Here is a 26,489-nt window from a genome sequence, read left to right as displayed (position 1 = left end):
TTAGTCGAACTCCCGCCAGGACTGCCGCCCGAGCACGCCGGCATCGTAGGAGCGGTCCCGACCAAGACGGTCCTCGTCGACGTCGTAGACCAGCTCCCCCGTTTCATCATCCACTTCAAGTGTCTGCCCCTCCGGTGTGGGGGGGCCTTCGCCGAAAGCTACCCCGGATCCGTCAAAGTCCATTTCGCCATCCCCGCTCAGATCGAAGATTGGGCGGTCGCTCTGGGAGCCGTCGATGGCATTGAGTTCCATCAACCAGTTGAATCCACCCCCGGCGCACGGATCTTCGTCGTTGGGTGTGAATGTGGTGAAGCTCACCCGCCCGGCTGCCAGTTGCGGTGCGAAGAGCACCCGTTCGCCGCGTTGCGGCGTGCCGCGCACCCCGTCAAAGAGCAGGTCGATGAACCAGCCGCCCTCGGGATCGTCTTCGCTGAAGGAGTTCCGGGAAGACCGACGGATACGGAAGCCGTCCTGTTCCGATTGCTCCTCGATTTCCTGAGGCAGGAGATCGCCGCGGTCCACGTCGGTCACGTCGCCGTCGTCCCGGACCCCGTAAAAAGTTTGAATCTGTTCGTCGTCAGCGATGACGTTGTCGCCATTCTCCAGGAACTGGCCCGTCCCGAAGAACACCATCACCACACCGGGGTCCGGATGACCGCTCACCGCCGGACGCGAAGTAATGGGCTGCGGCTGGCCGCTCTCCCGGTCAGTGGCCTGGAAAAGCACGTTGGCCTCGAGGTTGTCAGCGTCCGATGCATCGATGCGGTGCATGTTGCCGTTCAGATCGCCCGCATAGAAGCGGTCGGTAATCCGGTCACCGGTCAGATCTGCGGGCACGACCGAGGCGAGACCATTCGGGTCGTTGGCGGCGCCATTGGAGAGGCGGATCCGATCCTGGATTTCGCCATTCTCCAAGTCGATCGTGAAGAACACCGCGTCATGCTCTTCGCTGTTGTAGCCGTTACCGAATGCGGCAACCCAGTCGCCGTTCGCCAGACGGGCGATCGTGGGTTTGCCCACGGTGTAACCTAGGTCCGGGTCAGTGAACTCCCAGAGCGCTTCGGGATTCTCCGGGTCGGTTACATCGATGGCGAAGACGCTCCGGCCGCCTAGCCCAGTTGAGCCGACGAGTACGGTGCGCCATCGGCCACCGATATACGCGTCGTTTACGGTTACGGAACCATCAACGAAGAATTGGTGGTTGTCTGCGTATTCCGGATTCGGTAGGTCGTCCAGTTTGTGAAGAACGCTTTCAGGAACAAACGCAAAGAGTTCCCTGCCATCTTCAGCATCGAAGGCATGCAGCATCCCATCGTTCGCGCCAATGAAGACAACGTCATGCGTCTTGTGGTCGTCAAAGAAGTCTCTGTAAGAGTCACCACCCTCATTGCTCGGGAGTCGTTCATACTGGAAATCGAACGTGCCGGCCAGAACAGGCTCGCTGTTGATGATGTCCCCTATCGGATTGCCTCCCCGATCACGGAATTCTGCCATTTCGTCCAAGTCAAGGTTGCCACGAAACCAATCCCAGCGTTCCCGGTTTCCACCGAAAGCATCCTGTTCCAGATCAATCCCATCGCCCGCTATGATTCGGCGATTGCTGTAATGGGGAACTTGTTCCGAGGCGACCCATACAGGTGCCATATCGTTCGAAGTGGCATCATAGGCCTCCAAATCACCCGTCCATGATCCGCTTTCGAAACGGGCTTGAAAGAGTAAAGTGCCGTCCTGCAGTGCAGTGCTATTTGCGGAGACGCCGCCGGTAGAGCGATTGGCCTCGGCCGCGATTCCGGTTAGGAGATCACTGAGTTCCTCGGCGAATGTTTCTGGATCCTGCGCGCTAAAGAAACCGCCACGTGTATTAACGGCTGCATGAAGTAGGTCGTCTAGTTTTGCTTCATTGCTATTTTGTGGATCCGGCCAATCAATCGTGTCGCCGCTTTGTATTGCCGCAAAAGCATCATCCGGATCGACGGTTCCGTTTACCCCAAGTCCCACACCGTAGGTGGTGAGGTGTTGCCAGTACGCAGGATTATTCTCGGTCGTTGGAACCCTGTTACGAAGATCCTCTCGCAGATCCCGTTTCCAATATGCCATTGCTGCATCGGCGAGGGTGTTGGAGTAATCATCCTCGAATGGTGCGCCGGGGACGTATTGGTAAGTGTCTCCGTCGTCGTCTGGTCTTGGTATGACCTCCCCGGAGGTGCCATCGACGTTACCGACATTTGGGGAGGGCCCGCTCCAGTAGCCGTCCGTCATCAGGACATGAGAACTCCGTCGACACTCAAGATCGGAGCCTCCCAACTCACCGGGAGTCGTGCTCCACGGCCCACGCTGATCATCTCGAGAAAAGTACTCGCCGACATCCACGGCTGCCCTTCGCAGTGGTGTTCCAGAGGCCGGGATATCCGGATCATAGAGGGCATCATAAAATTCCTGCCGGTTATCTCCGCTGAACACACGGACGCCTTGGCTTACAGTGCTGGTGTTAACACCATCGACATCGTTGCCAGATTGGTTGATGGAGCCAAAACCCACACGTATACCGCTATCCTGTGGTGCGAATGCGCGTCCGATCGCACCGCGCGCGGCCAGTCCACGAGAGCGGTAGTAGCTAAACCAGTTCGCGAAGTTCTGGATTTCCTGCTCGTAAGAACATTGCTCCGGGTTGGGTCCACAGTCACTCCGGTTGGGACCGCCCTTGTAGGTGCTCCCTTCAACGATCTCGATGAGCTGATAGTCATCATGATTTTCTGGATCGCCGTTTGCCCCGCCTTCGTAGACATAATAAGTGGCCGGGAAGTAGGTCGCATCACCCCAGTTGTTATCCGTAGTGAGGTCCATCGGCTCGCCCCGTGAGGGTGCTGCCGGGTTATATACGGCCGCTGTTTCGTCAGCATCCGGAAATCGCGTACCGTCTGCCCGGATCCAAGGGCGATAATTCACCGTTGGGTCGTAGTATGTAGAGTTAAAATCAGCGGACAAAAACCGCGGATCCGATGGTTCCCCTTCTTCATTGTAAGGATTATTTACGTTGTAGCCGCCACTCCCATATACGTCGTCGCTTTCCGGGTATAGATAGCGGTATCCAGCAGACGGGCGTAGTTCATCAGGAGTGATCTCGTAACGCATCGACCCTGAGTCGTCAATAGTGAACATGACGTTCGGCTCGATCCCGCTTGCGAGGAATAAGGGGTTTGTTGTCAGGTTCAGGCCGGCGTGCGCGGATGACATCAGCGCCCCTGCCGTCAGAAAGCCCGATGCCAGCAGGACCGATGTCTGTCTGTACCCGTGACTACGTTTCATTGGTGTGCTCCTGCTCGGGTGATTACTGCGGGCGATACTGGGATTCCAGATAGACGAACGGCTGTTCCGATGCGGAACCACCCCACGCCTGCACCCAGATGCGGAATAGCTGATCCGAGTTCTGGGGCGGCGGCGCATCAGCGGACAGATCCTCGACTTCGCGATCCAGCGAGAACGGCCGCTGTTCGATGATGTACTCGGGCGGGCGTGATAGGCCCTCGATGGGTGATCCGGCCGTCACCCAGGGGTTGCCGGTTAACTCCCATGGACGTTGCGGTCTGTCATCACCGAAGTCCGAGTAATGGAAGAGATGTGCGTCGGCGCCGTCTTCCGTGCTGAAATTCAACTCCCTTCCCTGGTTGTCGAGCCACCGTTCGGCGTCCCGGAGTGCCGACTCGCCGGCTTCGAATGCCATGCTCCGGTCACGCATGTTGCCGGCCATCCGTTCTTCCATGGTGGTGCCGCGCATGGCGAACACACCAATGATGGTCATGACCAGCAGCAGAATCAGGGATACGATTAATACCGCGCCCCGCTGTCGGGCAGAGAAGGCAGTGCTTGCTGTCAGTCGGTTGTTTACATGCATGGGCATTTGGGCTCCCGCGCCATTACTGCAGCCGGTTTCTCAGGGAAATCGTCGTCGTGGCCACCTGGCGCACACGTCGGTCAGCATCCGTAGGGATCGTCTCGCCCAGCAGGCTGAAATCGGTGGCACGTGCTTCCGAGAGCACTTCGTCGCTGGCGAAGAGGACGGAGATGCGGACACTGAGGACGTTCTGCCAGTCGTTGTCGCTGAGCTGGCTCGCCGTGCGATAGCGGTTGACCTGGAAGTCCCCGCTGGTGTCCTCCCCATACTGGATGCGCATGGCCTCTACGTTTTCCACAAGTTCGCGGACTTCGGCCTCGCCCCCGGATCGCATGTCATCACGCCGATACAGGGACGGCGCACCGCTCCCGTTCTCGGCCAGGTAAAACGTGTACGAGTAGAACTGCATGGCCTGCGCGCCGTCGTCGTAGTTCTGGAAGGCCTGGTTCTGGTTGCAATCTTCCTCGGATGGTTCGTCACACCATCGATGTGGGCTATTTCCGGTGTTTCCGTGCGAAATATTGATCTTGTCGGCGTCCTCGTCATCATTCTGGGGATTTCGGGTGATCTCTGCGATATGCGCCGTCTCGCAATCCGTGATGGTGATGAAATCGTTCTGCCGGAATCCGACCTCGTTAGAACCAATCTGGAGCTGAGCGCTGTTGCCGAAACTGTCCGGAATGGTCGCGATGTCGGAGCCACTGGAAAACGTCACGCGGATTGCGGGTTGTTCGTCTTCGAGGTTGTCCGGTAAACCATTAAGCCAGAAATCAGTGCCTGCGCTGGCGGCGTTGTCAACTCCGATCACGCTCCGGCCGCTGAAAATGAAATCCGCGTCGGCATCGTTGGCCATGATGCTGAGTTCGGGCGATTTTGAGCGTGGACAGCCGTTGTATCCGGCCATCCGGATCTCGCGTGACAGGCTGTCAATGGCAAAACGCGCGTTTTCCTGCACCCGGGATAAGCCTTCCTGGGCGCGGTTCGTCGCTGACGTCCCGAGGTAGATCTGGGTGACACCCAAAAGCAGGATCAGTGAGATCGCCATTGCGATCATCAGCTCGATCAGGGAGAACCCGCTCACGGCCAATCGCCGGCTGTGAATTCCTGTATTCATATCCGTGACACCGTCCTGAAGCTGGTAACCCGCTGATCGTCGTCCTCCGGGCGCCGCTCATCCACCCAGCGGAGCGTGATCTCGGCGCGGCCATCACCGTTCACCTGGATCGCCGCGCCGCAGTCGCCGTTACACCCGTCTCCCGTGGTGCCGGGCAGCGCGGCCTCCATTTGCTGAAGCCATTCGCGAAGGTCTGCCCGGGCGAGTGGGCTGTTACCCATGTCGGAACTCGACGTGCCGAAACCGATATCGTAGTTGCCCTGCCTTGCCGCGCCTGGGTTGGCGCGCATCCGGTCGAGAATGTCTTGCGCAAGGAATGTTGCCTGAGAGACCTGCGCCGCCGATTGATTACTCTGCAGGCTGGTGGTCTGCAGACCCGCCAGCCCGAGTAGCCCGATCGACAGAACCAGTACGGCGATCAGAATCTCCAGCAGGCTGTAGCCGCGCTGGCGTTGTGTATTCGGGGCCCACCGCTTTGCTGTGTTCATTGGCAAGCTTCCCGTGTGGTTTGTACGCTTCCGCTGGCCGAGATCTCGATCACGCGACGCATGTCCCCGCGGCACTCGCGTTCCGGTTGCAAGGTGATCGTTGGTGTTCCGGATCCTGACGTCAGCGACCCTCTGCCAGCGAAAGTAATCGGGTTCGCATCGGTGGTGGTCACGTCCATGCCATTGCCGAAGGTATCGAAGCGACGTACCACGTGGAACTCGTCATCTTCGTCGTCCTCGTCCTCCAGAGCCGGTACCTCGATTTGGAATCCGCGGTTCCAGTCGCCGTCGATGGGGACCAAGAGCACATCCTGGTTCCGCCGCACGGCTTCCGAACGGGCCCCGGATATGCCAGTGATCAGCTCGTTGGTCTGGGTCGACACTCGATTGCTTTGCAGGATGTACTGAAAACTGGGTACGCCGAGGGTCAGCAGGATTGCTGCCACCGCCAGCGTCACCATCAGCTCGATCAGCGTGAAGCCGTTTCGTTTTCTCATGACTCTGATATACCGAGACGCCGGAGCCATCGCCCAGCCCCAGACGACGAGCTGCTCCCATCAGCCGACGAGTGGCACATCCCCGCATCCGCTGCGCTTTTCTTAACCTGCATCAAGCCATCGGGCCGAGCGTCGCGACATACTGAGAAAGCAAACCCGCAAGGAGGACACGGCAATGGCCAGCACCATCAAAACAATCCTCGTCCCCGTGGACGGCTCGAAGCACGCCGCTGCGGCGGCGCGGTACGCCGATTCGCTCGCGCGCAGGATCGACGCCCGGGTAGAACTCCTGCACGCCTTCCCGGAGTCGCCGCGGGCGCTGATGGAGCGGTTGGGTAACACCACCGAGCAGGCCCTCGCGGGTCCACTGTCCTCGGACGCCTTCAAAGGCATCCGCAAGGAAAGCGCCAGCCGCGCCTTCAGTAGCGCCCGCTCGCTGCTTCTGGAAGGCGCGGTCAGCATGGAAGAGGTCATTGTCGATGGCGAGCCTGCCGAGGCTCTCGCCGAGTATGCGAAGAATGTCGACTCGCCCATTATCATCATGGGGCGTCGCGGTCTCGGGCGCGTGCGCGAGTTCCTGGTAGGGAGTGTCAGCGAGGGTGTCATCCTCCGCGCCACGTGTCCGGTGACGGTCATTTCCGACGATGACGTGGTCGCCACCAGCGCCTACATCGTACCGGTGGATGGGTCCAAGTCGGCGCTGGTGGCCGTGCGGCACGCCGCCGGTCTGGCCTCGGCCACCGGCGCGTCCATCCACCTGCTCCACGTGTTCCCGAATACGCCGCGGGAGATTCCCGGAGTCGGTGGCAGCATGGCGGAGCTGGCCGGTGTCGGGCCGTTTGCCGATGAGAGTTTCGCTGAACTCGGGCGCGAGTCGGCGGAGCGTGCCTTCAAGCAGGCGCGCAGGGAAATCGATGACGAGAGCATCGAGGTCCTCGATGTCCGTCGGGGCGGCGACCCGGCCACGACCATCAACGCCTACAGCCGCGAGATCGGCGAGGCGGAGATCGTCATGGGCCGTCGCGGCCTGTCACGACTCGAGGCTTTTGTCATGGGCAGTGTCAGCCGCCGCGTGGTCCACGGCGCCTTCTGCCCGGTGACCGTCCTGCATTGACTCCCCCCGCCATTCCGGCCCCGCGGACCCGACTGCCGCAGGGCCGGAATGCGTCCGAGCTCACAATGACACCATTTCCTGATGGAGCGGCTTGCATCCAGTCTTGCGAAGCAATCGTATAAGACGATGATAAGGTACCGCGCTAAGCCCGACCCCGGACGGCGCCCGCCTTGGACCAATGCCAGCCAAAAGGAAACGCCATGCCCTCCCGCTATCTGCTGCTCCCCGGCGCCGGCCTGCTCATGGCCCTGGCGGCCTGCGCCGTCCATGAGGGCAAACCCAAGCAGTCCACCGAGTTACCCCGCACGGACGTGCAGGATGTACTGGTCGAGCAATACACACCACAAGACTGGCCGCAGCCCCTGGATGCCCGCATTCGGCAGCCCGTTGGCGAGGGCCCGTTCCCGGCGGTGCTGGTGGTGCACGGGGGTGGCTGGCAACGGCGGAGCCCGGATGACATGGAAGGCATTGCCGAGCAGCTGGCAGCGCGTGGCCTGGTCACGGTCAACGTCGCCTACCGCTTCGCCCCCGAACACTGGTTTCCCGCCCAGCTCCATGACATCCAGCAGGCCATGCACTGGATGCTCGACAACGCCGAGCGTCTCAACGTGGATGCCGAGCGGATCGGTGCGCTGGGCTACTCCTCGGGTGCCCATCTTGTGAGCCTGATGGCGCTGGTCGCCGGCCAGGGCGGCGAGCTTGATGGCGGGCCACAGACCCGACCCGCCGCCGTCGTTGCCGGTGGCACGCCCAGCGATCTACGCAAATGGGAGGACGGCGAGCTGCTCGAAGATTTCCTCGGTGGCTCCCGGGCCGAGGTGCCAGAGCTTTATGCTGCCGCGTCGCCAGTGGTCCATGTGCATCAACAGGCGCCGCCGTTCTTCCTGTTCCACGGCACCATGGACCGGCTGGTGCCGACGGATCATGCCACCGACTTCCACGCTGCGTTGAAGGAGGCGGGCGTGAGCAGCGAGTTGTATCTCCAGCGCTTGCGCGGCCATCTTCTCGCCTTCGTCCTGCGTGGCGGTGCCATGGATGAGGCCACCCGCTTTCTGCATCAGGAGTTGTAGGTAAGCGGACGGGCCGCCGGTCTGTGCTGCGATGCAAACTTCGGGAACCTCCGGCGCGCCTCTTTGTCCACTATTTGACATAGTGTACGAACGACACTAACTTTATGTTTCAGTTTGGCGACGGGAACAGCGTCCAGATGACGGAGCGCGCGCTGACAGGCCTGGCAACGGACGTGGTGGTGTTCACCATCACTGACCACTGCCTGCGCGTGCTCCTGGTGCAGCGCAGCGGCGCGCCGTTCAGCGGCTACTGGTCGCTCCCCGGCGGCATGGTGCCCATCGACGAGGCGCTGGATGACTGCGCCAGCCGCATGCTGCGGGAGAAGACCGGCGTGCATGGGGTGTACCTGGAGCAGCTCTACAGCTTCGGGCGCCCGGAGCGCGATCCCCGGGGCAGGGTGGTGTCGGTGTCGTACTACGCCCTGGTGCCGCCGGCACGGCTGCCGTCGCTGCCCTCGGAGTCCCAGCGGCTCGCCTGGAAGCCGGTGGACGAACTGCCCGAGCTCGCTTTCGACCACAGCGATATCATCGCCATGGCGCACCGGCGCCTGGCGGCAAAACTGGAATATTCGACCATCGCCCTGCAGTTCATGGGTGAGCGGTTCACCCTCAGCGAGCTGCAGTCGGTCTACGAGACCATCCTGGGTGAACAACTGGACAAGCGGAACTTCCGCAAGCGGGTCAGGAACCTGCCGTGCATCGAGGACACGGGGGAGCGGTTCCGCGCCGGCAAGCACCGGCCGGCCCGCCTGTTCCGCGTCACCCGGCCGGACCGGGTGGATATCATCAAGTAGGCAACGGCCCGCGGGCCGGAGGTTGACGCCATGAGCAAGGTACAAGCGGTCCATGCCGAGGCCCCGGTGGAGTTCTTCCGGGAGCAGCCGTTTACGGCCGACGAGACGCTGCGAAGCGGTGAGCGCGAGCAGTTGATGGACCGCATTCGCGAGCAACTGCGCGCGCAGAATGCCGTTCTGGTGGCGCACTACTACACCGCGCCGGACCTGCAGATCCTGGCCGACGAGACTGGTGGCATCGTCTCCGATTCCCTGGAGATGGCCCGCTTCGGCTATGAGCATCCGGCGCAGACGGTGGTGGTGGCCGGCGTGCGCTTCATGGGCGAGACGGCCAAGATCCTCAGCCCCGAGAAGCGGGTACTGATGCCCGATCTGGAAGCCACCTGCTCCCTGGACGAAGGCTGCCCGCCGGAGGAGTTCGCCGCTTTCTGCGATCAGCACCCCGACCGCACGGTGGTGGTCTATGCCAATACCAGTGCTGCGGTGAAGGCGCGGGCTGACTGGGTGGTCACTTCCAGTATCGCACTGGAGGTGGTGCGCCACCTGCACGAGCAGGGCGAGAAGATCCTCTGGGCCCCGGACAAACACCTGGGCGCCTACGTGCAGCAGCAGACCGGTGCCGACATGCTCATGTGGGACGGCGCCTGCATTGTCCACGAGGAATTCAAGGCTATTGAACTCGAGAAGCAGCGGGCCGAACACCCCGGCGCCAAGGTGTTGGTGCACCCGGAGTCGCCCCAGGGGGTGGTGGCGCTGGCCGACGTGGTGGGCTCCACCTCGCAGCTCCTCAAGGCGGTGCAGACGGATGATGCCGATACCTTCATCGTCGCCACTGACGCCGGGTTGTTCCACAAGATGCACGAGGCTGCCCCGGGGAAGACACTGCTGAAAGCGCCCACCGCCGGGCGTAGCGCCACCTGCACCAGTTGTGCCCACTGCCCCTGGATGGCCATGAATGGCTTGCGCAACCTGGCGCACACCCTGGAGACCGGCGCCAACGAGATTCATGTGGATCCGGCCGTGGCCGAGCAGGCACTCGTCTCCCTGGGACGGATGCTGGAGTTCGGCCGAAACCGGCAGAAGGTGGTGGAGGGCGCCGGCGACGCCTGAATCCCGCATTCAGGTCCGCCTGTTCGCGTAGGGTGCATCTAGAGTTTCCAGTGACCGGCCGAGCGGGAAAGCCCGTGGGAGCGACGTGAGTCGCGACATTGCAGAGCACGCGGCTTCGGCCGTCGCGACTGACGTCGCTCCCACAGCGGGTTACTCTCCAGGCACCGCCTTCAGGGAGACAAAAAGCGCCACCGCAAAGGGTGGCGCTTCAATTTCAGATGCTGGTGAGACCTGACGAATTACCAGTCGGCGTCGTCGTCATCCTCCCACTCGTCATCTTCATCGTCGTCCCATTCACCCCAGTCATCATCGTCGTCGCCCCAATCATCATCATCGTCATCATCGTCCCACTGGACGGTTTCCGGGGCGTCGCTGACGGAGCCGCCGCTGTGATCGGCGTCGGCGGTGGCGGTGGCCATGCCGCCGAGGGTCAGACCAAGAGCGGCCAGCAGGGTGAGCATCAGGGTACGGAGCTTGATGAGAGCGGTCATAAGGACCTCCTTCACTGCTTGTGTGAGAAAACACCTTTCGGCTCAACCAGATCGTTGCAGGCTGCGTGCCAACATTTGGGACATTTTAAAAACAATAACTTATAGCACGATCTTGTTCGCTCTGCGGTTCCAGGCTCTGTGCGCTGACGGCACATGTGACCCTGCGCACGACCCTCCTGGAATTGCTCGAGGCCAGGCGGAGTCAGTCATGTCACCCGGACTGCCGGTCAGACTGGAAGGAGGATGCGTCAGGCATTCAACAGCCGAAGTGGCATGCAGTGAAAACAATCAAAAGCGCCACCGTCTCCGGTGGCGCTTCAGTTTCAGATGCTGGTGAGACCTGACGAATTACCAGTCGGCGTCGTCGTCATCCTCCCACTCGTCATCTTCGTCGTCGTCCCATTCACCCCAGTCATCATCGTCGTCGCCCCAATCATCGTCATCATCATCGTCGTCCCACTGGACGGTTTCCGGGGCGTCGCTGACGGAGCCGCCGCTGTGATCGGCGTCGGCGGTGGCAGTGGCCATGCCGCCGAGGGTCAGACCAAGAGCGGCCAGCAGGGTGAGCATCAGGGTACGGAGCTTGATGAGAGCGGTCATAAGGACCTCCTTCATTGCTTGCGTGACAAAACGCCTTTCGGCTCACCCAGACCAATGCAGGCCCCATGCCAACAATTTAGACTTATTAAAAACAGTGGCTTACGGTTTTTTGGCTGTTCCACGTGGCTCAACCTTCTGTGCGCTGATGACACATGAGACCCTGTCGCACGACGAGGCGCGTGACTGACCGCTGAGGCGTGCGCTTGTCTTGTAGACATATCGTATGATTGCGCTCGACGATCACCCCATCAGACAGGAGCAACTGACATGCAGACACTCATCGGGCTCGTGGAGCAGGGACGGGTCCCCGACCAACTGGTGCGCATGGGTATCCGCCGGCTCCTGGGTGAGCGCTTGCGGGAGGAGGGCGGTGACTGCGAGGCACGTCGCGAAGCCATGCACACCCTGCTTGCGGCCATGGACGACAGCCCCGTGGCGCTGGCCACCGATACCGCCAACGAGCAGCACTACGAACTCCCGGCGGGGTTCTTCGAGACCGTGCTGGGTCCGCACCTGAAGTACTCCTGCTGCCTCTGGCCGGACAGTGTCGACGATCTTGAGCAGGCCGAGGCGGCCATGCTGGCGCTGACCTGCGAGCGGGCGGGGCTGGCCGAAGGCCAGGAGATCCTCGAATTGGGCTGTGGCTGGGGCGCGCTGTCCCTGTGGATGGCGGAGCACTATCCCGGCAGCCGCATCACTGCCGTCTCCAACTCGTCCTCCCAGCGTGCCTTCATCGAGGCCCGCCGGGACGCCCGCGGTCTGAACAACCTCACCGTGATCACCGCGGACATGAACGACTTCACCACGGACGCGCGCTTTCACCGGGTCGTGTCGCTGGAGATGTTCGAGCACATGCGCAACTGGCGGGAACTGCTGAGGCGGATTCACGGCTGGCTGGAGCCCGGCGGGCAACTGTTCTTCCACGTCTTCTGTCACCGGGAGCTCGCCTACGTGTTCGAGACCCAGGGCGAGCACGACTGGATGGGGCGCTACTTCTTCACCGACGGGCTCATGCCTGCGGACAGCCTGCCTCTTTACTACCAGGAGCACCTGCAGATGCGCCGGCACTGGCGAGTCAACGGCCGGCACTATGAAACCACCTGCAACGCCTGGCTCCAGCGCATGGACGCCTCGCGCGGGCACATAGAAAAGGTGTTCGCCGACACGTACGGCGCCGACCATGTCGGCCTGTGGTGGAATCGCTGGCGCATCTTTTTCATGGCCTGCGCGGAGCTGTTCGGCTATCGCGGCGGCGACGAATGGTTCGTGTCCCACTACCTGATGGCCAAACCCGCGGGCGAACAGGTTTGAGCGTTACGCCGGGACAGGGTCGACGTGGCGTATATTCGCCCAGGGCATGAAGATAGGTATTTTCATTCTTTTTCTGCCTGAAAGTCGCGATGTATGGTTATCGCAGTCACAGGGATCACCCAGTGAGGAGAGCGATGACCAACAGCCGAGCCACAGTCGCACCGCTGCCCGAAGGGCGCGATTTCGACCTTGAGGCGATCAATACCGAGCTTGAGCAGGCCACTGCGCAGGAGCGCGTTCAGTGGGGGCTGGAGCAGTTCGGTCAGCGCATCGTGCTGTCCTCGAGCTTTGGGGCGCAGGCGGCTGTGTCGCTGCACATGGTCACCAGGGCGCGCCCGGACATCCCCGTGATCCTGGTGGATACCGGCTACCTGTTCCCGGAGACCTACCGCTTCGTGGACGACCTCACCGAGCGGCTCGGGCTCAACCTGCATGTCTACCGCAACGCGCTCAGCCCCGCCTGGCAGGAAGCCCGGTACGGCAAGCTTTGGGAGCAGGGTGTCGACGGCATCGATCAGTACAACCGCATGAACAAGGTCGAGCCCATGCAGCGCGCCCTGGCCGAGCTTCGGGCGGAAGCCTGGTTCGCTGGCCTGCGTCGCCAGCAGGCCAGCTCCCGGGAAGGGCTCGACGTGGTGGCAGAGCAGAACGGGCGCTTCAAGGTCCATCCCCTCATCGACTGGACCGACCGCGACGTGTATCGCTACCTGGTGGATCACGATCTGCCCTACCACCCGCTGTGGCACCAAGGCTACGTCTCCATCGGCGACGTTCACACCACACGCCGCCTGGACGACGGCATGACCGAAGAAGAAACGCGCTTCTTCGGCCTCAAGCGCGAGTGCGGTCTGCACGAACACGTTTGACGGTCGCGGCTTGCGCCGCGCCTACGGTTCGCACCCCACCCGAGGAGCGGCGCAAGCCGCGACGATGCGTGGGGTGATCTTGATGTACCGTCAACGGCCCCGGCCAACACTCACAGGTGCATCAAGACCCACGCTACGCCGCCTTCCGCTGAACCCGGCACAGGTCCGGCTCCCGATCCCGCATCCCTCAATCCAGCAACAACCGCACCGACCCGGTTCGGTCAAACGCCCGCGTTCCCCGGAAGAAACGCCCGTACTTCACCTCGCCACCGAGGGTGTAGTCGAAACTCCTCTGCCCGCTGTACGCCATGCGGCTGAGCTCCGGCAGGCTGCCCAGGAGCTGGGTGCGCGCCTCCAGATCCACCGTGGTAGTATCCTCCCCGGCAAGGCGGAACCCCTCGGTGGACTCTCCCTCCGCGAAGTCCAGCCCACCCAGGGTCACGGCGTAGCGGATCTCCCGGACCTGCAACGACTGCCGGTTCGGGTTGTCCACCTCCAGGGTGAGCCGGAAGCGCTGCTCGCTGAGGCCCAGCGCGAGCACCGTCACGCGCTCCAGGCGGAACTCCGGTTCCTCCAGCTCCGGCTGAAACACACTGCACGCCGCCAGCGAGAACAGGCCGGCAGCAACCAGGCCGATCAACAGGCGGACCCTTAAACGCGGGTGCATCATGGCAGTGCCTCCCTGAAACCGATGCCGTAGCCTACTGCAGGCGCGGTTTCGTGGCGAGGCCCGTCGCGACCAAGGAGACGCATGGCAGACCTCATGCAGGAACAGGCCCCGCGCGCCGATACTGGCGAGCTCGTGGTCCGCGCCCGCGGCCTGCGCAAGCGCTACGGTGACACCGAAGTCGTCTGCGGCGTGGATCTGGACGTCCGCCGCGGCGAATGCTTCGGCCTGCTGGGTCCCAACGGCGCCGGCAAGACCACCACCCTGCGCATGCTGCTGGGGCAGACACCGCCCAGCAGCGGGGAACTCCAGGTGCTCGGCCACCCGGTACCGGAGCAGGCGCGTAGCGCGCGCAACCGCATCGGCGTTGTTCCGCAGATGGACAACCTGGACCCGGACTTCACCGTCCGCGAAAACCTGTTCACCTACGCCCGCTACTTCGGTCTGGACGGTCCGGAGGTGCAGCAGCGGGTGGATCGGCTGTTGGAGTTCGCCCAGCTCGATGGTCGCTCACGGGCCCAGATCCAGGCCCTGTCCGGCGGCATGAAGCGGCGCCTCAGCCTGGCCCGGGCGCTGGTCAACGAACCGGACCTGGTGGTGCTGGACGAGCCCAGCACCGGACTGGACCCCCAGGCGCGCCAGCATATCTGGCAGCGTCTCAATGCCCTGGTGGAACAGGGGCGCACCCTGATTCTCACCACCCACTACATGGAAGAGGCCGAGCGCCTGTGCGACCGCCTGGCCATCATCGACCACGGCGCCATCATCGCCTGCGACACCCCGCGCCGGCTCATCGCCGAGCATATCGAGCCCCACGTGATCGAACTGCGCGGCCACGACATCGGCCGCTGGCAGGAAGAGGGCGCGACGCTGGCGGACCGCGCCGAACGGGTCGGCGATACGCTGCTGTTCTACACACGGGATCCGGAGCCCCTGCTGGGCGCCCTTGGCGCCAATCCCGAGCAGCGTTACTGGCACCGCCCGGCGGGCCTTGAAGATGTCTTCCTTCGCCTCACCGGCCACGAGCTACGGGATTGATCTCCATGCACCACCTGCCCATTGTTTCCCTGCGCTTCCTTGCCATCTGGCGGCGCAACCTGCTGGTCTGGCGCAAGCTGATGCTGCCGTCGATCATGGGCAACTTCGGCGAGCCGCTGCTCTATCTGCTGGCGCTGGGCTACGGCTTCGGCCGCCTGGTGGGGGATATCGGCGAGCTGCCCTACATCATGTTCCTGGCCTCGGGCATCATCTGCTCCAGCGCCATGAACACCTCCAGCTTCGAGGCCTTGTACTCCGCCTATACCCGGATGACCGTACAGCGCACCTGGGGCGCGATGCTGGACGCCCCCCTGAACGTCGACGACGTCGCCCTGGGCGAGATCAGTTGGGCGGCCACCAAGGCGCTGATCAGCTCCACCGCCATCCTGGTGGTGGCCAGCGTGCTGGGGCTTGTCGGCGGCTGGCAGGCGATCCTGGTGCTGCCGGTGATCCTGCTCACTGGTTTTTGCTTCGGCGCCTGCGCCATGGTGATCACCGCCGTGTCGCGGAGCTACGACTTCTTCCTCTACTACTTCACCCTGGTGATGACGCCCATGCTGCTGCTCAGCGGCGTGTTCTTCCCGCTGGACCAGTTGCCGGACCTGGTGGCCACCGGCGCCTTCCTGCTGCCGCTGGCCCATGCCGTGGAGATCGTGCGGCCGCTGATGCTGGGCGGGTATCCGGATAACGTGCTGCTGCATCTGGCGGTGCTGGCAGTCTATGGAATCGGTGCCTTCTGGGTGGCGACCCTGATCCTGCGGCGGCGGTTGATGAGCTGAGCCAGGGGGCGCCGGTCGCGGCCCGGGTGCTCTCGGTAACGGTATGACCAGCGGTGCATCAAGATGCACCCTACGAAACCGGGGCCGGTATCCCCATGCAGGAGTTGTAGGAGCGGCGTGAGCCGCGACCAAAGGTTCGTAGGGTGGACCTTCAGGTCCACCTTTACCGGCTTTAATCAGCCTGCTTGGCCTGCATGTCGGGCAACGGCGGACCTGAAGGTCCGCCCTACATGAGGCTGTGGGAGCGGCTTCAGCCGCGATTCATTCCAGAGCCTCAGAAATCGAGCCGCACCCCTGTCGATACCACCGTCATGTGCCGCGTGTCGTACGCCCGGCCGCGGTCCTGATACTGCACCCCGGTGTACCACCGGAATCCCTCGCCGAAGAACTGGGTCCATGCCGCCGTGGCGTTCTGGATGTCGAAATCGCTCTCATCGGCATCCATGTACCCCCAGGCAAGCCAGAGCATGCTGGTACCGTACATCTGGCTCACGCCCACCATGTGGTGGCGGGTATTGAAATCGAACTCGTCGCCGGTGGGTTCAATCGTCAGGTTCCCGCTGCTGCGGTTCACCACCGCATCATCGATCTGGTCCCGCACGCGGACCTTCTCGTAGTGGTACGCCAGGCTGGCCTCGCCCATGTCGAAACGTGCGCCCAGCTTCCAGTTGCGGTTGTCGCCGGATGAGCGGCTGTCATCCCGGCTGTAGGCGCCGATCAGCTCCCAAGGCCCCTCGCGGTAGATGGCCCCGAACAGGAAGTCATCGCCGTTGCGGTCGGTGCCGTTGTCATCGGAGCGGTCGTCGAAGCCGTACTGGGCGATGAACTCGAAGCCGCCCAGCGGCGGCGTGCGGTACTCCGCCAGGCTGTTGAGAAACCCGGTATTGGCGTAATCGCCCCCGGCGAGCCCGCCGGCGCGGCGCTGCTGCAGTTCGGTGGCATTCATCAGATCCCAGTGAATGCCGCCCACCTGCTTGTAGGCGCCGGGTAGGCGACCGCCGCGCAACTGGCCGCCTCCCCACTGCATGCCCACCCAGGCCTCCCGGGCGCGGAACGGATTGCCGCCATCACCCTCGCCGCTGCCGAAGGTGTCCGGGTCCAGTCCCACCTCGGCGCGGCCCAAAGCGGCAAAGCCTTCGCCCACCGCCTGTCGGGCCTGGACGCCGAGCCGGCTCTGGCCCTTGTCGTCGCCCACGGTGCTGCCGTGGCCGCCGGCGGAAGTGTCGAAATAGGTGTAGGCCGCCTGCAGGCGGCCGTCGATGCGGATGTCGGCGGCGTGCCCCGTCCCAGCGGCCGCCAGTGCCGAGGCCACGGCGAGGCAGCGAATTGCGGTGATGCGCGGCATGGCTGGATGTCCCCCGTATGATGAAGCAGGCATTGTTGCCGAGGCTCGACGGCGGCGGCAAGCGCGGACGGGGTAGCCCGATCGGTCTGCATGCCGCACACTGAGCGGCCGCAGCCCTGTTTCAGGATGGATTCCCCGTAAATGGACGACTCGCGCCAGGATGGGCCCATGCCGACCGTCAATGCCGCCGTGCCCGTCAGGACAGTGCCCGACCATGCTCCGGGGCCGGTGCATCAAGATGCACCCTACGTGTGCCCGGGTTCCCCGTTCGTAGGAGACGTAGGGCGGACCTTCAGGTCCGCCGTGACCGACTCCAATGCGCCGATTCGTCCTGCTGGTCGGAAGAAGGCGGACCTGAAGGTCCGCCCTACGGATGTTCCAGATGCTACCGGGAGCCGTATGCCCCGGAATGCCCTCTGGCGCCTCTTCTTGCTGTTCGCCACGTTTCTGCTGATACTGGGCCCCACCGCCCATGCCCAAGGACCTCCCACCGGCTGGTCCCTGGGCGCCGCTACCGTCGTCTCCGGCAAACCCTACGGGGATGCCGACTATGACGTCATGCCGGTCCCGTTCATTGGCTATGAGGGCGAGCGGTTCTTCTTTCGCGGTCTGGGCCTGGGCTGGCGCCTGCCGGATGCGGGCCCGGTGAGCACCGAGCTGGTCGCCCGCGCGCGCATGCAGAGCTTCCGCGCCTCGGATGATCCCGTGCTGGCGGGCATGGACACCCGCCGGCGCACGGCGGAAGGCGGTGTGCGGTTCAGTACCGGCCCACGCTGGCTGCGCCTGGAGGCCAGCGTCTACCAGGAACTGCTTGGCCGCCACGACGGCCAGGTGCTGGAGGCGCGGGTGTCGCTGCCGTTCCCTGCAGGCCAGTGGATCGTCATTCCCTCGGTGGGCGTGGACTGGCAGAGCGCCGACATGACGGCCTACTACTACGGCGTCCGCGATGGCGAGGCGACGGGGGAACGCCCTGCCTACTCCCCCGGGGCATCCCTGAACCGGACGGTGGGCCTGGGTCTGCGCTACCGGGGCGGTGAGCGCGCCGGGGTGATCGTGCAGGTCAACCGGGAGTTCTTCGGCGGCACCCTGCGGGACAGCCCCATCGTCGAGGGCGGCGGGCGCTGGTCGGGCATTGTCGGGTTTTCCTGGCGTCTATAGACGGACGTATAAAGAGGAAGGCCGAGTACCGGGAATCGCGCCCGATCCACTCCGCAATGGCTTGAACGTCCTCCACCGCTTCCCCGCTGACCACCTTACTGCATGCCCAACGTCGAAAGACGGCTCTGGGCCTCTTCGTTAGACATGGTTCCCTCTGCCTCAGTACGGGCCTCGCCGCATCTGACCTTCTCCAGGACATACAGGTGGTACTGGATATCCTCATAGCTGCTATCGTCCGGAAGGTTGCGGAGCAGCTTTTGGGCTTCCTGTTTGGCCGTCTTCATGGACCGTACCTTGGGCCGCTAATGTACGCATTTTTAGGTTAGCAAACTCGAGGAGTTATTCGTCCGGTACTGGTCTACCAGCCGTGGGTTCGATCGCCGGAGGCGTTTTACCGAGTGGTGTCGGACCACGCCTTGACCGTTGCGAGTCCACGAACTCGCCGGCCGGGGCGGTTACCCGGAGCGGGGGATAATCCTCAGCCCGGAGCGGTCCCAGAGGAGTCGGAGCAGAAGAGGGTGCCCCGGTGATGGCTCAGCATCGCTCGCGTGAACAGGGGAGCCAACGCTGGGGCGGGTGGCCGAGGGCTGATGCTTGCGACGGACAAAAAAAAAGGCAGGGGATCCCTGCCTTAACGCGCTCAGACCCCTTGGAGGTGGAGTCAAAATGGCGATTCCCTGGTTGCCGGTCCATCGGCGGAAATCGCCTGGAGGAGACCTCGCAGTGCATCTGTCTATGGTTCCAATCTACGCTTCTTCGCCGTCGAGTGCTGCGGTGCAGTTCACAATTTAATGATCAGGTGGTTATCTGATTGTCGGGGGTGAGTTGATGGAACCTGCAGGACGTTGGTTAGGCGAGCCTGGATACCGGGTCGCAGCCGTCAATCCACGTGCCCGTTACGGATCCAACCAGCGCTCCAGCCCGACCAGGCCGGTGACAAAGGCGAGAGGCAGAATGCCCGTGGCCAGAGCCACGGTGGTCAGGAAGGCGGGGGCGGAGAGAAGGCGGCCGGCGCCGTAGGCCATGGCGATACCGCCGCCACCGCCCAAGGCGGTGTTACCGGGCATGTTCAGCAGCGTGGCTAGCGAGAGTACCGGCAGCAGGCCGGCGGGCAGTCGGGCGGTGATGGCACTCAGCCGTGCGCTGTAGCGGGGCGGCAGGTTGATCCGCCGGAACGGCCCGGTACCGCCCAGTCGACGGCCGATCAGGTAGGCTCCGGCAAGGCCGGTACAGGTCGCCAGATAGGCCCCCGCGGCTCCCGGTGCCCCGAACAGCACCATGATCAGCAGCCCGATCTCCACCGACGGAATGAAGGGAATGGCGAGAAGCAGCGCGTAGATCACGCAGGCAGCGATCAGCACAAGCATGCTGTCCGTGCCCTGAAGCAGCCACTCCGGAGACGTCCCCGCAACCTTTGCCACCGTCGGCACCACGGCCGCCAGCACCAGGATTGTCCTCATGCGCGGGACCAACTGGCGGCACCGGAGGCACAGGAGCTGCCAGCGGCATTCCCCGATTTTGTCCACCGCGTCCGGTTGCATGGTGTACCCCCTCCGCGCCTGTCATGGGCCTCGCTGAGCCGGGCCGCAGGGTATTGCCGTACCCCACGGCCCGGTGTTGACCCGGCCCTATTGCCGGGGATCGTGCTCCTCGTTGAGGTACTCGATGCCCCAGGGGCCTTCCCCGTGAAGCTGGAAGATCACCTCACCCTCGGCGTAGCCGTACATGGGCGCCCCCGGTGCCATGATGAAGGTGCTCCCTTCGGGCAGGGCCTTGGTCTGATCGCGGTCGAACTCCTCGCCATGGGCGAAATGCAGGGTGCCCTGGAGGATGGTGCCGCGTTCGTACGCCGGATGGACGTGCGGCTTGATCTCGTAGCCGTCCTCCAGCCGCAGGCGGAAGGTGAAGGGCTCTTCCTTGCCGAGATCCCCTTCGATCACGGCGATCTCGGCCCCTTCGCCCATGGAGCTCACCGGGCCCCACTCCAGTTCGTCGCCCATGACGAACAGGTGCCCGCCGGAGCCCGGCTCGTAGTGGTTGTCCCCCGCCAGGGCCGTGGACAGGCCAAGGGCCAGGGCGGATGCAGTGGTAATGATGGTCAAACGGTTCATGGCTGATCTCCTACTGGTTGGTTCGCACCGTGTTACGCCGGCTTCACCGCCAGCACGTTCACGCTCTTCACCCCATAGGCGCGGCTTGCGCCCTGGGCGGCCTCGGTGAGGAAGCGGTACTGCGGGTTGTCCTGTATCGTCGCCACCCGCAGGCCGGCGGCGGTCATTCCGCCCCGGTAGTCGTTCTGCTGCATGGCGCCGCCGATGCAGGCCGCCCACAGGGTGGCGTCGCACTTCACCTTCTCTGGGAGCTGGCTCTCGGTGACGATGTCCGACAGTGCCAGTCGCCCCCCGGGCCGCAGCACCCGGGCGATCTCGGCGAACACCCGGTCCTTCTCCGCGGACAGGTTGATGACGCCGTTGCTGATCACCACGTCCACGCTGGCGTCTTCGAACGGTGTCTCCTCGATGTAGCCGGCATGGAAGCTGATGTTCGTGAACCAGGCTTCCTCCGCCAGCCGCTGGGCCTTGTCCCGCTGCGCGTCGGTCATGTCCAGCCCCAGAACGTGACCCTCCGTGCCGGTGTACAGGGCGGCCAGGAAAGTATCGGTCCCGGAGCCGCTGCCGAGGTCCAGCACCCGCTCGCCGGGCTGGATGTCCGCGAGGCCCAGGAAGTACCCGACCCCGGCGAAGGACTCCAGCGCCTGCCGGGGAATGCGGTCCAGGTCCGCTGGGGGATAGCCCAGCTCCTCGGCCAGGGGCCGGCCCATGGCGAAGTGGAAATCCCCCTCGGGCTCCTTCGCCACCCGGCGGTACATGTCCTTCACCTTCTGGCGCAGGGCCTCCTGGTTCACCAGGCCGGATTCGCGGATTGCTGTTGTTGCTGTGCTCATGGCGGTCTCTCCTCCGTTTCGCGTTGGCATCACCCCGGAACGCATCTCCCGGAGTGTTCCCAAGGACGCACGGCAGGTGCCGAATGGTTCCAAGCTCTCTGGACATCCGACGAAAAGGACTAGACTTCCGGGAGCAGGGAGTGAAGACGGACGCCTCCCTGGGCGAGGGCAGTCGTGGCAGACGGGGACAGCCAGAAGCGCCACCAGCGTGAGGTGTTATGCACGCGCTTCGAGGAGCGCCTGGAGTGCGTGCTGGACCGCCTCTACGGCACCGCATTGCGCCTCACCCGCAACCCCGACGACGCCGAAGACGTGGTGGCCGAGGCGGTGGAGCGGGCCTGGGAGAAGCTGCCCGAGTTGCGTGACTGGGGGCACTTCGAGGGCTGGATGTTCCGCATCCTGAACAACACCTTCTGCACCCAGTGGCGCCGCCGCCGCTCCCGCCAGGACCATGAGGCCTCCTGGGACGAACTGCCCGCTGATGCCGAGGACGCGGCCTCCTTCTCCCTGTTCCGCAAGCTCCATCAGCCCTTCCTGCTGTGGTGGGGTACCGCCGAGCAGCAGTTCGTGGACGGGCTCGATCAGGAGGATCTCGCCCGCGCCGTCGACGCCCTCCCGGACGCCTATCGGCTGGTGGTTGTGCTGGTGGAACTGCAAGGGTATACCTATGAGGAAGCAGCGGCCTTGCTGGCGGTGCCCGTGGGGACCGTGCGTTCGCGGCTCAATCGCGGACGTGGCCTGCTGCAAAAGGCATTGTGGGAGTACGGCCGGCAGACGGAGCAGGGATCACCGTCGTGCCAGAAGCCTCCCGGCGACGGCGAGGAGCGACAATGAGTCACGGTGACCTGACCTGCGAGGAGGTCCTGGACCAGCTCTTCGCCTACCTGGATGAGGAACTGGACGACGACCGCCTCGCTGCCATCGACCGGCACCTGGCACGCTGTCGTGACTGCTTCACGCGGGCGGAGTTCGAGAAACATCTCCGCAACCGCGTGCAGCAGACGGGAACGGCGCCCGCACCGGAGCGGCTGCGGCGTCGGCTGAAAAAGGTGCTGGATCGCTACTGACACCACGGCGCGGGAGGGAATGCGGCCATGGTGGCGATACTCGGGTATTCGCGGGAACAGATCTTCACCGCCGTGCGGGACATGTACGGCGCGGTGGCGCGCGCCCCGGACGACCACTTCCACTTCCCCGTCGGCCGCGCTGCCGCGGAGGCCATCGGCTACCCCGCCGAACAGCTCGACCAGCTCCCCGCGACGTCCCTGGAGGCCTTTGCCGGCGTCGGCCATCCCTTCTCCGCCGAGGCCATGCAGGCCGGTGACACCGTGCTGGACATCGGCGCCGGCGCCGGCAACGATGCCCTCATCGCGGCCGGGCTGGTGGGCGATACCGGCCACGTCATCGCCCTGGATCTCACCCGGGCCATGACCCGCCGCATCCGGCAGGCCGTGGAAGAGGGCGGCCACCACAACGTCAGCGTCATCGAGGCGTCCGCCGAGCGCCTGCCGCTGGCCGACGGCAGCGTGGACTGCATCACCAGCAACGGTGCCCTGAACCTGGTGCCCGACAAGCGCCGCGCCGTGGCGGAAATGTTCCGCGTGCTGCGCCCGGGCGGTCGCCTGCAGATCGCCGATGTGGTGATCCGGCGGCCGGTGACCGTGGACTGCAGCGAGGACCCGCGCTTATGGGTGGAATGCGTGGTGGGTGCCACCGTGGACGAGGATCTGCTCGCCATGTTCCGTGATGCCGGCTTCGAGGACATCCGCATCATCCGCTCAGTGGACTACTTCGCCCACAGCCCCAGTGCCCAGACCCGGGAGATCGCCGCGAGTTTCGGTGCACATTCCATGGAGCTGGCCATGGCACGCGGCGAGCACGCACCTGGACTGGTCCGGCACTGGGCCAGAAGGCTGAATCCGGTGCGGGGCGTGCGCTCCCTGTGGCGCCGCGGCATCATTGGCGCAGCCAGCCTGGGGCTGGCGCTGCTCACCTGTTACGGCACCATGGCGGCGCTGGGCCTGCTCGCGGCCATGGGCGCGGGCGTCGGCCTGCACGAGGGCGCCTGGGCCGCGGCGATTGCCCTGTTCGCAGTGCTCAGCGTGGTCGCCATCGCCCCGGGCATGCGTTACCACCGCAACCCGGGGCCCGTCGCCGTCGGTGCCGCCGGCGCCCTGGTGGTGTGCTACGCCCTGTTCGTGGACTACAGCCTGATTGTCGAGCTCACCGGCTTCGTCATCCTCGCCGTCGGCGTCACCTGGGACATCCACCACCGCCGCCGCACCCAGGCCCGCATCCTCGGCGTGCAGGGCGCTACGTAACGGCCACGCAACTCCGCCCATCCCGCATCGAAGCAACCGTAGCAACCGTAGGGCGGACCTTCAGGTCCGCCATGACTGCCCCGGATTAACCCCCTCGGTCCGCAGCCCTGGTAGGGCGGACCTTCAGGTCCGCCGTTCATGCCTCGATAAGCCACCTCGGCTTGCATGTCTTTTTTCGGCGGACCTAAAGGTCCGCCCTACGATTTGCTTTCTCCGCTCTGCAGCCCCTTACCCGAGCAACCCCGGCATCTCCTTCGTCAACGGCATCCGCTCCTTGATCCGCTTGCCGGTGAGCGCGAACCCCAGCAGATGCCCCTCGGCGTCCCGGAACTCCCCGCGCAGGTCGCGCCCGTCACCGTCGAACTGCCACTCCCCGTCGGCGCCGGCCGTCGGCGGCCACGCCACCACCTGGCAACAGCTCGTCTTCACCGTCACCGGCATCACCGGGTAATTCACCTGGGTCACCTCGCCGGCCAGGGTCTGCCCCAGCGCCCGCGCGGCGTTGGTAAGCGGCGCCACGTAGGGCAACACACAGCCTTCCACTTCCGCGCAGTCGCCCAGGGCAAAAATGGCAGGGTCTGAGGTCGCGAGTGTGCTGTCGACGCGGATGCCCTGGCCGACCGTCAGCCCCGCCGCCTCCGCCAGCGCCGTGCGCGGCTTCAGGCCAATGGCGGCGAGGACCACGTCCGCCTCCAGGGCGCGCCCGTCGGACAGCGTTGCCGCATATCCGCCGCCGGCCCGGTTCACCGCCTCCACCGTGACCCCGGTGTGCAGCGTGGCACCCAGCTCGGTCAGTGCCTCGTGCAGCGCCTTCGCCGGGCGCTCCGGCAGCAGCCGCGGCAGCGGCAGGGGCTCCGGGAAGACCATATCCACCTGGTAGCCTGCTTCCCGCAGATCATTGGCGAACTCGCAGCCGATCAGGCCGCCGCCCATGATCAGGATGCGGCGGACATCCGCCGCCGCTGAGCGGAAACGCTCGTACTGGTCCAGGTCGTTCACCTGGAAGATGTCGCCGGCGGCATCACCATCCACCGGTGGCGTGAACGTGTCCGCACCCATGGCCAGGACCAGGCGGTCGTAGGGAACCGTCTCGCCGCCTTCAAGCCGCACCACGGATGCCTCACGGTCGACGGCCTCGACCCGGGTCCCCGTGATCACCCGCGCGTCGAGCTGCTCCGCCATGGCCTCGGGCTCCCCCTGCACCAGGTCCGCCGGTGTCTGCTCCTTGCGGAACCCGGTGGACAGCATGGGCTTGGAGTACGAGCGCCCGGAATCGGCGGTAATCAGGGTCAGCGGCGTCTCGGCGTCGTGCTTGCGCAGCTCCTTGGCGGTGTTGTAGCCGCCAAGGCCGGTCCCGATGATGACAATGCTCAATGGTTGGCTCCTTGTTGAAAGTGCCGGGAAGGTTCGGGGATGTCGGAAAACGGTGCATCAAGATGCACCCTACGTTACAGCGTGGCTCCGGGGCCGCGGCACCCGTAGGGTGCATCTTGATGCACCGAGAAAACCGCCCGATTTCACCCCACACCACCCCGATTCAACGCCTCGATGGTCTCCACCCGCAACCGCTCCAGCGCCTCGCTGAAATGGACCGGATACGGTGTATCCATGGGCTCCAGCCGTCGCATGCCCTCCGGCATGCGCCCCAGCGCGGCCCAGGCCCGGTCGTGGGCGGCGGCGATGTCCGGCGGCTCGCCCACCGGCTCGCCGGCGCGGATCACCGGCTGCAGAAGCGGCTCGCCGTCGCGGTGCTCGTCCCGGCCGGTGATCTCGTCGTGACTGTAGTGGCCGTCGGCATCGGCGAAGCGCCACACCTGCTTTGGACCCGGATGGAGCTTCTTGCCCGGGGCGTTCTTCAGCCGCGGTTCGCCGCCGTATTCGGTGAGCTTGTAGGCGAGATCCAGTGACGGCGCATCCACCGCCGCGCCCATGTCAGTGCCCACGCCGAAACTGTCGACGGGAGCGCCCGCGGTCAGCAGCTCCTGGATCTTCCACTCGTCCAGGCCGCCGCTGACCACAATCTTGATGTGACTCAGGCCGGCGGCGTCCATGCGCCGCCGCGCCTCCCGGCTGAGCTGCAGCAGGTCACCGGAGTCCAGGCGGATGGCATTGATATCCAGACCCTCGTCCCGCACCAGGGTGATCACCTTGTCCACCGCCGCCATGGTGTCGTAGGTGTCCACCAGCAGCGTGGTGCCCGGATACAGGCGGCCGTAGATGCGGAAGGCGTCGGTCTCGTCCGGATGAGCCTGGATGAACGAATGCGCCATGGTGCCGCTCGCCGGCAGGCCGTAACGCAGGCTGCCCAGGACGTTACTGGTGGCGCGGATGCCGGCCACCCGGTAGGCGCGCACGCCGCGCAAGGCGGCGTCGGTGCCGTGCATGCGGCGCATGCCGAAATCCAGCACCGGCCGGTCGCCGGCGGCCAGCGCCACCCGCAGCGCCTTGGAGGCCAGCACCGTTTCGGTGGTGACCAGGTTCATGATCAGCGTCTCCAGCAACTGCGCCTCGGCCACCGGCGCGCGCACTTCCAGCAGCGGCTCGTGGGGGAACACCGGCGTGCCCTCGGGCATGGCCAGGATCTCCCCGGAGAAGCGGAAATCCTCCAGCCAGTGCAGGAAGCCGTCCTGGAACATGCCCATGCCCGCCAGGCGATCCAGTTGCGCCTTCGGGAAGCGCACTTCCCGGGCCATGTAGGCGGCATGCTCCTGACCGCAGGCCAGCACGATGTTGCGGTTCGCCGGCGGCTTGCGGAAGAACAGGCTGAACACGCCGTCCGCGTGCATGCCCTCGGCCCAGTAGGCCTGGAGCATGGTCAGTTCATAGAGGTCGGTGAACAGGCCTAGTTCGTCGTCGGTGAGGGTAAGGTCGCTCAACTGCCATCTCCGGT

At 64.5% G+C, this 26,489-nt stretch carries 27 protein-coding genes; 12 read left to right on the top strand and 15 right to left on the bottom strand.

Annotation, left to right across the window (positions count from 1 at the left end):
- Genes KU884_RS16380 through KU884_RS16360 form a run of 5 tightly spaced genes read right to left on the bottom strand, consistent with a single transcriptional unit; the run spans position 1 to position 5,991 of the window.
- On the bottom strand, positions 1-3,306 hold the full coding sequence (locus KU884_RS16380) for a pilus assembly protein (RefSeq protein ID WP_167783616.1): 3,306 nt from the start codon (positions 3,304-3,306) through the stop codon (positions 1-3).
- Positions 3,307-3,328: 22 nt separating this feature from the next.
- On the bottom strand, positions 3,329-3,898 hold the full coding sequence (locus KU884_RS16375) for a PilX N-terminal domain-containing pilus assembly protein (protein ID WP_167783615.1): 570 nt from the start codon (positions 3,896-3,898) through the stop codon (positions 3,329-3,331).
- Between the two features lie 16 nt (positions 3,899-3,914).
- A complete protein-coding gene (locus tag KU884_RS16370) occupies positions 3,915-4,973 on the bottom strand; it encodes a PilW family protein (protein ID WP_167783614.1) in 1,059 nt (352 codons plus the stop codon).
- Positions 4,974-5,002: 29 nt separating this feature from the next.
- Positions 5,003-5,494, bottom strand: a complete 492-nt coding sequence (gene pilV, locus KU884_RS16365; RefSeq protein WP_167783613.1) for a type IV pilus modification protein PilV — start codon at positions 5,492-5,494, stop codon at positions 5,003-5,005.
- Positions 5,491-5,991, bottom strand: a complete 501-nt coding sequence (locus KU884_RS16360; RefSeq protein WP_167783612.1) for a GspH/FimT family pseudopilin — start codon at positions 5,989-5,991, stop codon at positions 5,491-5,493. Before KU884_RS16360 ends, pilV begins: the two co-directional genes overlap by 4 nt.
- Positions 5,992-6,166: 175 nt before the next feature.
- Between KU884_RS16360 and KU884_RS16355 the strand changes: the two genes are divergently transcribed.
- The 4 genes from KU884_RS16355 (at position 6,167) to nadA (ending at position 10,079) form a co-directional block, all read left to right on the top strand.
- The gene (locus KU884_RS16355) at positions 6,167-7,105 is read left to right on the top strand and encodes a universal stress protein (RefSeq protein ID WP_167783611.1); all 939 of its coding nucleotides are present in this window, start codon (positions 6,167-6,169) and stop codon (positions 7,103-7,105) included.
- Positions 7,106-7,305: 200 nt separating this feature from the next.
- Complete coding sequence (locus KU884_RS16350; protein WP_254432089.1) at positions 7,306-8,175, top strand: alpha/beta hydrolase; 870 nt, start codon at positions 7,306-7,308, stop codon at positions 8,173-8,175.
- 104 nt (positions 8,176-8,279) lie between these two features.
- Positions 8,280-8,969 (top strand): NUDIX domain-containing protein, encoded by a 690-nt coding sequence (locus KU884_RS16345; RefSeq protein WP_254432088.1) that lies wholly within the window; start codon positions 8,280-8,282, stop codon positions 8,967-8,969.
- Between the two features lie 30 nt (positions 8,970-8,999).
- A complete protein-coding gene (nadA, locus tag KU884_RS16340; protein ID WP_167783610.1) occupies positions 9,000-10,079 on the top strand; it encodes a quinolinate synthase NadA in 1,080 nt (359 codons plus the stop codon).
- A gap of 239 nt (positions 10,080-10,318) precedes the next feature.
- Here the strand turns inward: nadA and KU884_RS16335 are convergent, their stop codons facing one another.
- Together KU884_RS16335 and KU884_RS16330 are read right to left on the bottom strand one after the other, a co-directional pair.
- Positions 10,319-10,570, bottom strand: a complete 252-nt coding sequence (locus KU884_RS16335; RefSeq protein WP_167783609.1) for a hypothetical protein — start codon at positions 10,568-10,570, stop codon at positions 10,319-10,321.
- Between the two features lie 348 nt (positions 10,571-10,918).
- Positions 10,919-11,170, bottom strand: coding sequence for a hypothetical protein (locus tag KU884_RS16330; protein WP_167783609.1), 252 nt, complete (start codon positions 11,168-11,170; stop codon positions 10,919-10,921).
- Positions 11,171-11,437: 267 nt separating this feature from the next.
- Between KU884_RS16330 and KU884_RS16325 the strand changes: the two genes are divergently transcribed.
- Together KU884_RS16325 and KU884_RS16320 are read left to right on the top strand one after the other, a co-directional pair.
- The gene (locus KU884_RS16325; RefSeq protein ID WP_167783608.1) at positions 11,438-12,481 is read left to right on the top strand and encodes a cyclopropane-fatty-acyl-phospholipid synthase family protein; all 1,044 of its coding nucleotides are present in this window, start codon (positions 11,438-11,440) and stop codon (positions 12,479-12,481) included.
- Between the two features lie 134 nt (positions 12,482-12,615).
- The gene (locus KU884_RS16320; protein WP_167783607.1) at positions 12,616-13,347 is read left to right on the top strand and encodes a phosphoadenylyl-sulfate reductase; all 732 of its coding nucleotides are present in this window, start codon (positions 12,616-12,618) and stop codon (positions 13,345-13,347) included.
- 187 nt (positions 13,348-13,534) lie between these two features.
- On the opposite strand, the gene KU884_RS16315 is transcribed toward KU884_RS16320, so the two are convergent.
- Positions 13,535-14,017: an LEA type 2 family protein gene (locus tag KU884_RS16315; protein WP_167783606.1), complete on the bottom strand. Its 483-nt coding sequence runs from the start codon at positions 14,015-14,017 to the stop codon at positions 13,535-13,537.
- Positions 14,018-14,098: 81 nt separating this feature from the next.
- Between KU884_RS16315 and KU884_RS16310 the strand changes: the two genes are divergently transcribed.
- Positions 14,099-15,052: an ATP-binding cassette domain-containing protein gene (locus tag KU884_RS16310; RefSeq protein WP_254432087.1), complete on the top strand. Its 954-nt coding sequence runs from the start codon at positions 14,099-14,101 to the stop codon at positions 15,050-15,052.
- 5 nt (positions 15,053-15,057) lie between these two features.
- Entirely contained in the window at positions 15,058-15,831 is a 774-nt protein-coding gene (locus tag KU884_RS16305) for an ABC transporter permease (RefSeq protein WP_167783605.1), read from the top strand.
- A 274-nt stretch (positions 15,832-16,105) separates the two neighbouring features.
- On the opposite strand, the gene KU884_RS16300 is transcribed toward KU884_RS16305, so the two are convergent.
- Positions 16,106-17,176, bottom strand: a complete 1,071-nt coding sequence (locus KU884_RS16300) for a porin (RefSeq protein WP_167783604.1) — start codon at positions 17,174-17,176, stop codon at positions 16,106-16,108.
- 399 nt (positions 17,177-17,575) lie between these two features.
- Here KU884_RS16300 and KU884_RS16295 point away from each other — a divergent pair, with 399 nt between their 5' ends.
- A complete protein-coding gene (locus tag KU884_RS16295) occupies positions 17,576-18,334 on the top strand; it encodes a MipA/OmpV family protein (protein ID WP_167783603.1) in 759 nt (252 codons plus the stop codon).
- A gap of 95 nt (positions 18,335-18,429) precedes the next feature.
- Here the strand turns inward: KU884_RS16295 and KU884_RS16290 are convergent, their stop codons facing one another.
- The 4 genes from KU884_RS16290 to KU884_RS16275 form a co-directional block, all read right to left on the bottom strand.
- On the bottom strand, positions 18,430-18,618 hold the full coding sequence (locus KU884_RS16290; RefSeq protein WP_167783602.1) for a hypothetical protein: 189 nt from the start codon (positions 18,616-18,618) through the stop codon (positions 18,430-18,432).
- A gap of 612 nt (positions 18,619-19,230) precedes the next feature.
- Positions 19,231-19,794, bottom strand: a complete 564-nt coding sequence (locus KU884_RS16285) for a hypothetical protein (RefSeq protein WP_167783601.1) — start codon at positions 19,792-19,794, stop codon at positions 19,231-19,233.
- 168 nt (positions 19,795-19,962) lie between these two features.
- Positions 19,963-20,445, bottom strand: coding sequence for a cupin domain-containing protein (locus KU884_RS16280; protein WP_167783600.1), 483 nt, complete (start codon positions 20,443-20,445; stop codon positions 19,963-19,965).
- 32 nt (positions 20,446-20,477) lie between these two features.
- Positions 20,478-21,278, bottom strand: a complete 801-nt coding sequence (locus KU884_RS16275) for a methyltransferase domain-containing protein (protein WP_167783599.1) — start codon at positions 21,276-21,278, stop codon at positions 20,478-20,480.
- A 174-nt stretch (positions 21,279-21,452) separates the two neighbouring features.
- On the opposite strand from KU884_RS16275, the gene KU884_RS16270 reads away from it, so the two are divergent.
- The 3 genes from KU884_RS16270 to KU884_RS16260 are packed head-to-tail and all read left to right on the top strand — an operon-like array spanning position 21,453 to position 23,599.
- A complete protein-coding gene (locus tag KU884_RS16270; RefSeq protein ID WP_167783598.1) occupies positions 21,453-22,112 on the top strand; it encodes an RNA polymerase sigma factor in 660 nt (219 codons plus the stop codon).
- Positions 22,109-22,345 carry a mycothiol system anti-sigma-R factor gene (rsrA, locus tag KU884_RS16265; protein WP_167783597.1) on the top strand — a complete coding sequence of 79 codons (237 nt, stop codon included), beginning with the start codon at positions 22,109-22,111 and terminating at the stop codon, positions 22,343-22,345. Before KU884_RS16270 ends, rsrA begins: the two co-directional genes overlap by 4 nt.
- Positions 22,346-22,372: 27 nt before the next feature.
- Positions 22,373-23,599, top strand: coding sequence for a MerC family mercury resistance protein (locus KU884_RS16260; RefSeq protein WP_167783596.1), 1,227 nt, complete (start codon positions 22,373-22,375; stop codon positions 23,597-23,599).
- 228 nt (positions 23,600-23,827) lie between these two features.
- Here KU884_RS16260 and KU884_RS16255 read toward each other — a convergent pair whose 3' ends face one another.
- Positions 23,828-24,973, bottom strand: coding sequence for an NAD(P)/FAD-dependent oxidoreductase (locus tag KU884_RS16255; protein ID WP_167783595.1), 1,146 nt, complete (start codon positions 24,971-24,973; stop codon positions 23,828-23,830).
- Between the two features lie 143 nt (positions 24,974-25,116).
- The gene (locus KU884_RS16250) at positions 25,117-26,475 is read right to left on the bottom strand and encodes a nicotinate phosphoribosyltransferase (protein ID WP_167783594.1); all 1,359 of its coding nucleotides are present in this window, start codon (positions 26,473-26,475) and stop codon (positions 25,117-25,119) included.
- Between the last annotated feature and the right edge of the window lie 14 nt (positions 26,476-26,489).

The sequence above is a fragment of the Aquisalimonas sp. 2447 genome (genome assembly GCF_012044895.1).
Classification (GTDB): Bacteria; Pseudomonadota; Gammaproteobacteria; order Nitrococcales; family Aquisalimonadaceae; genus Aquisalimonas.
This window is presented reverse-complemented; position numbering and strand designations above follow the sequence as displayed.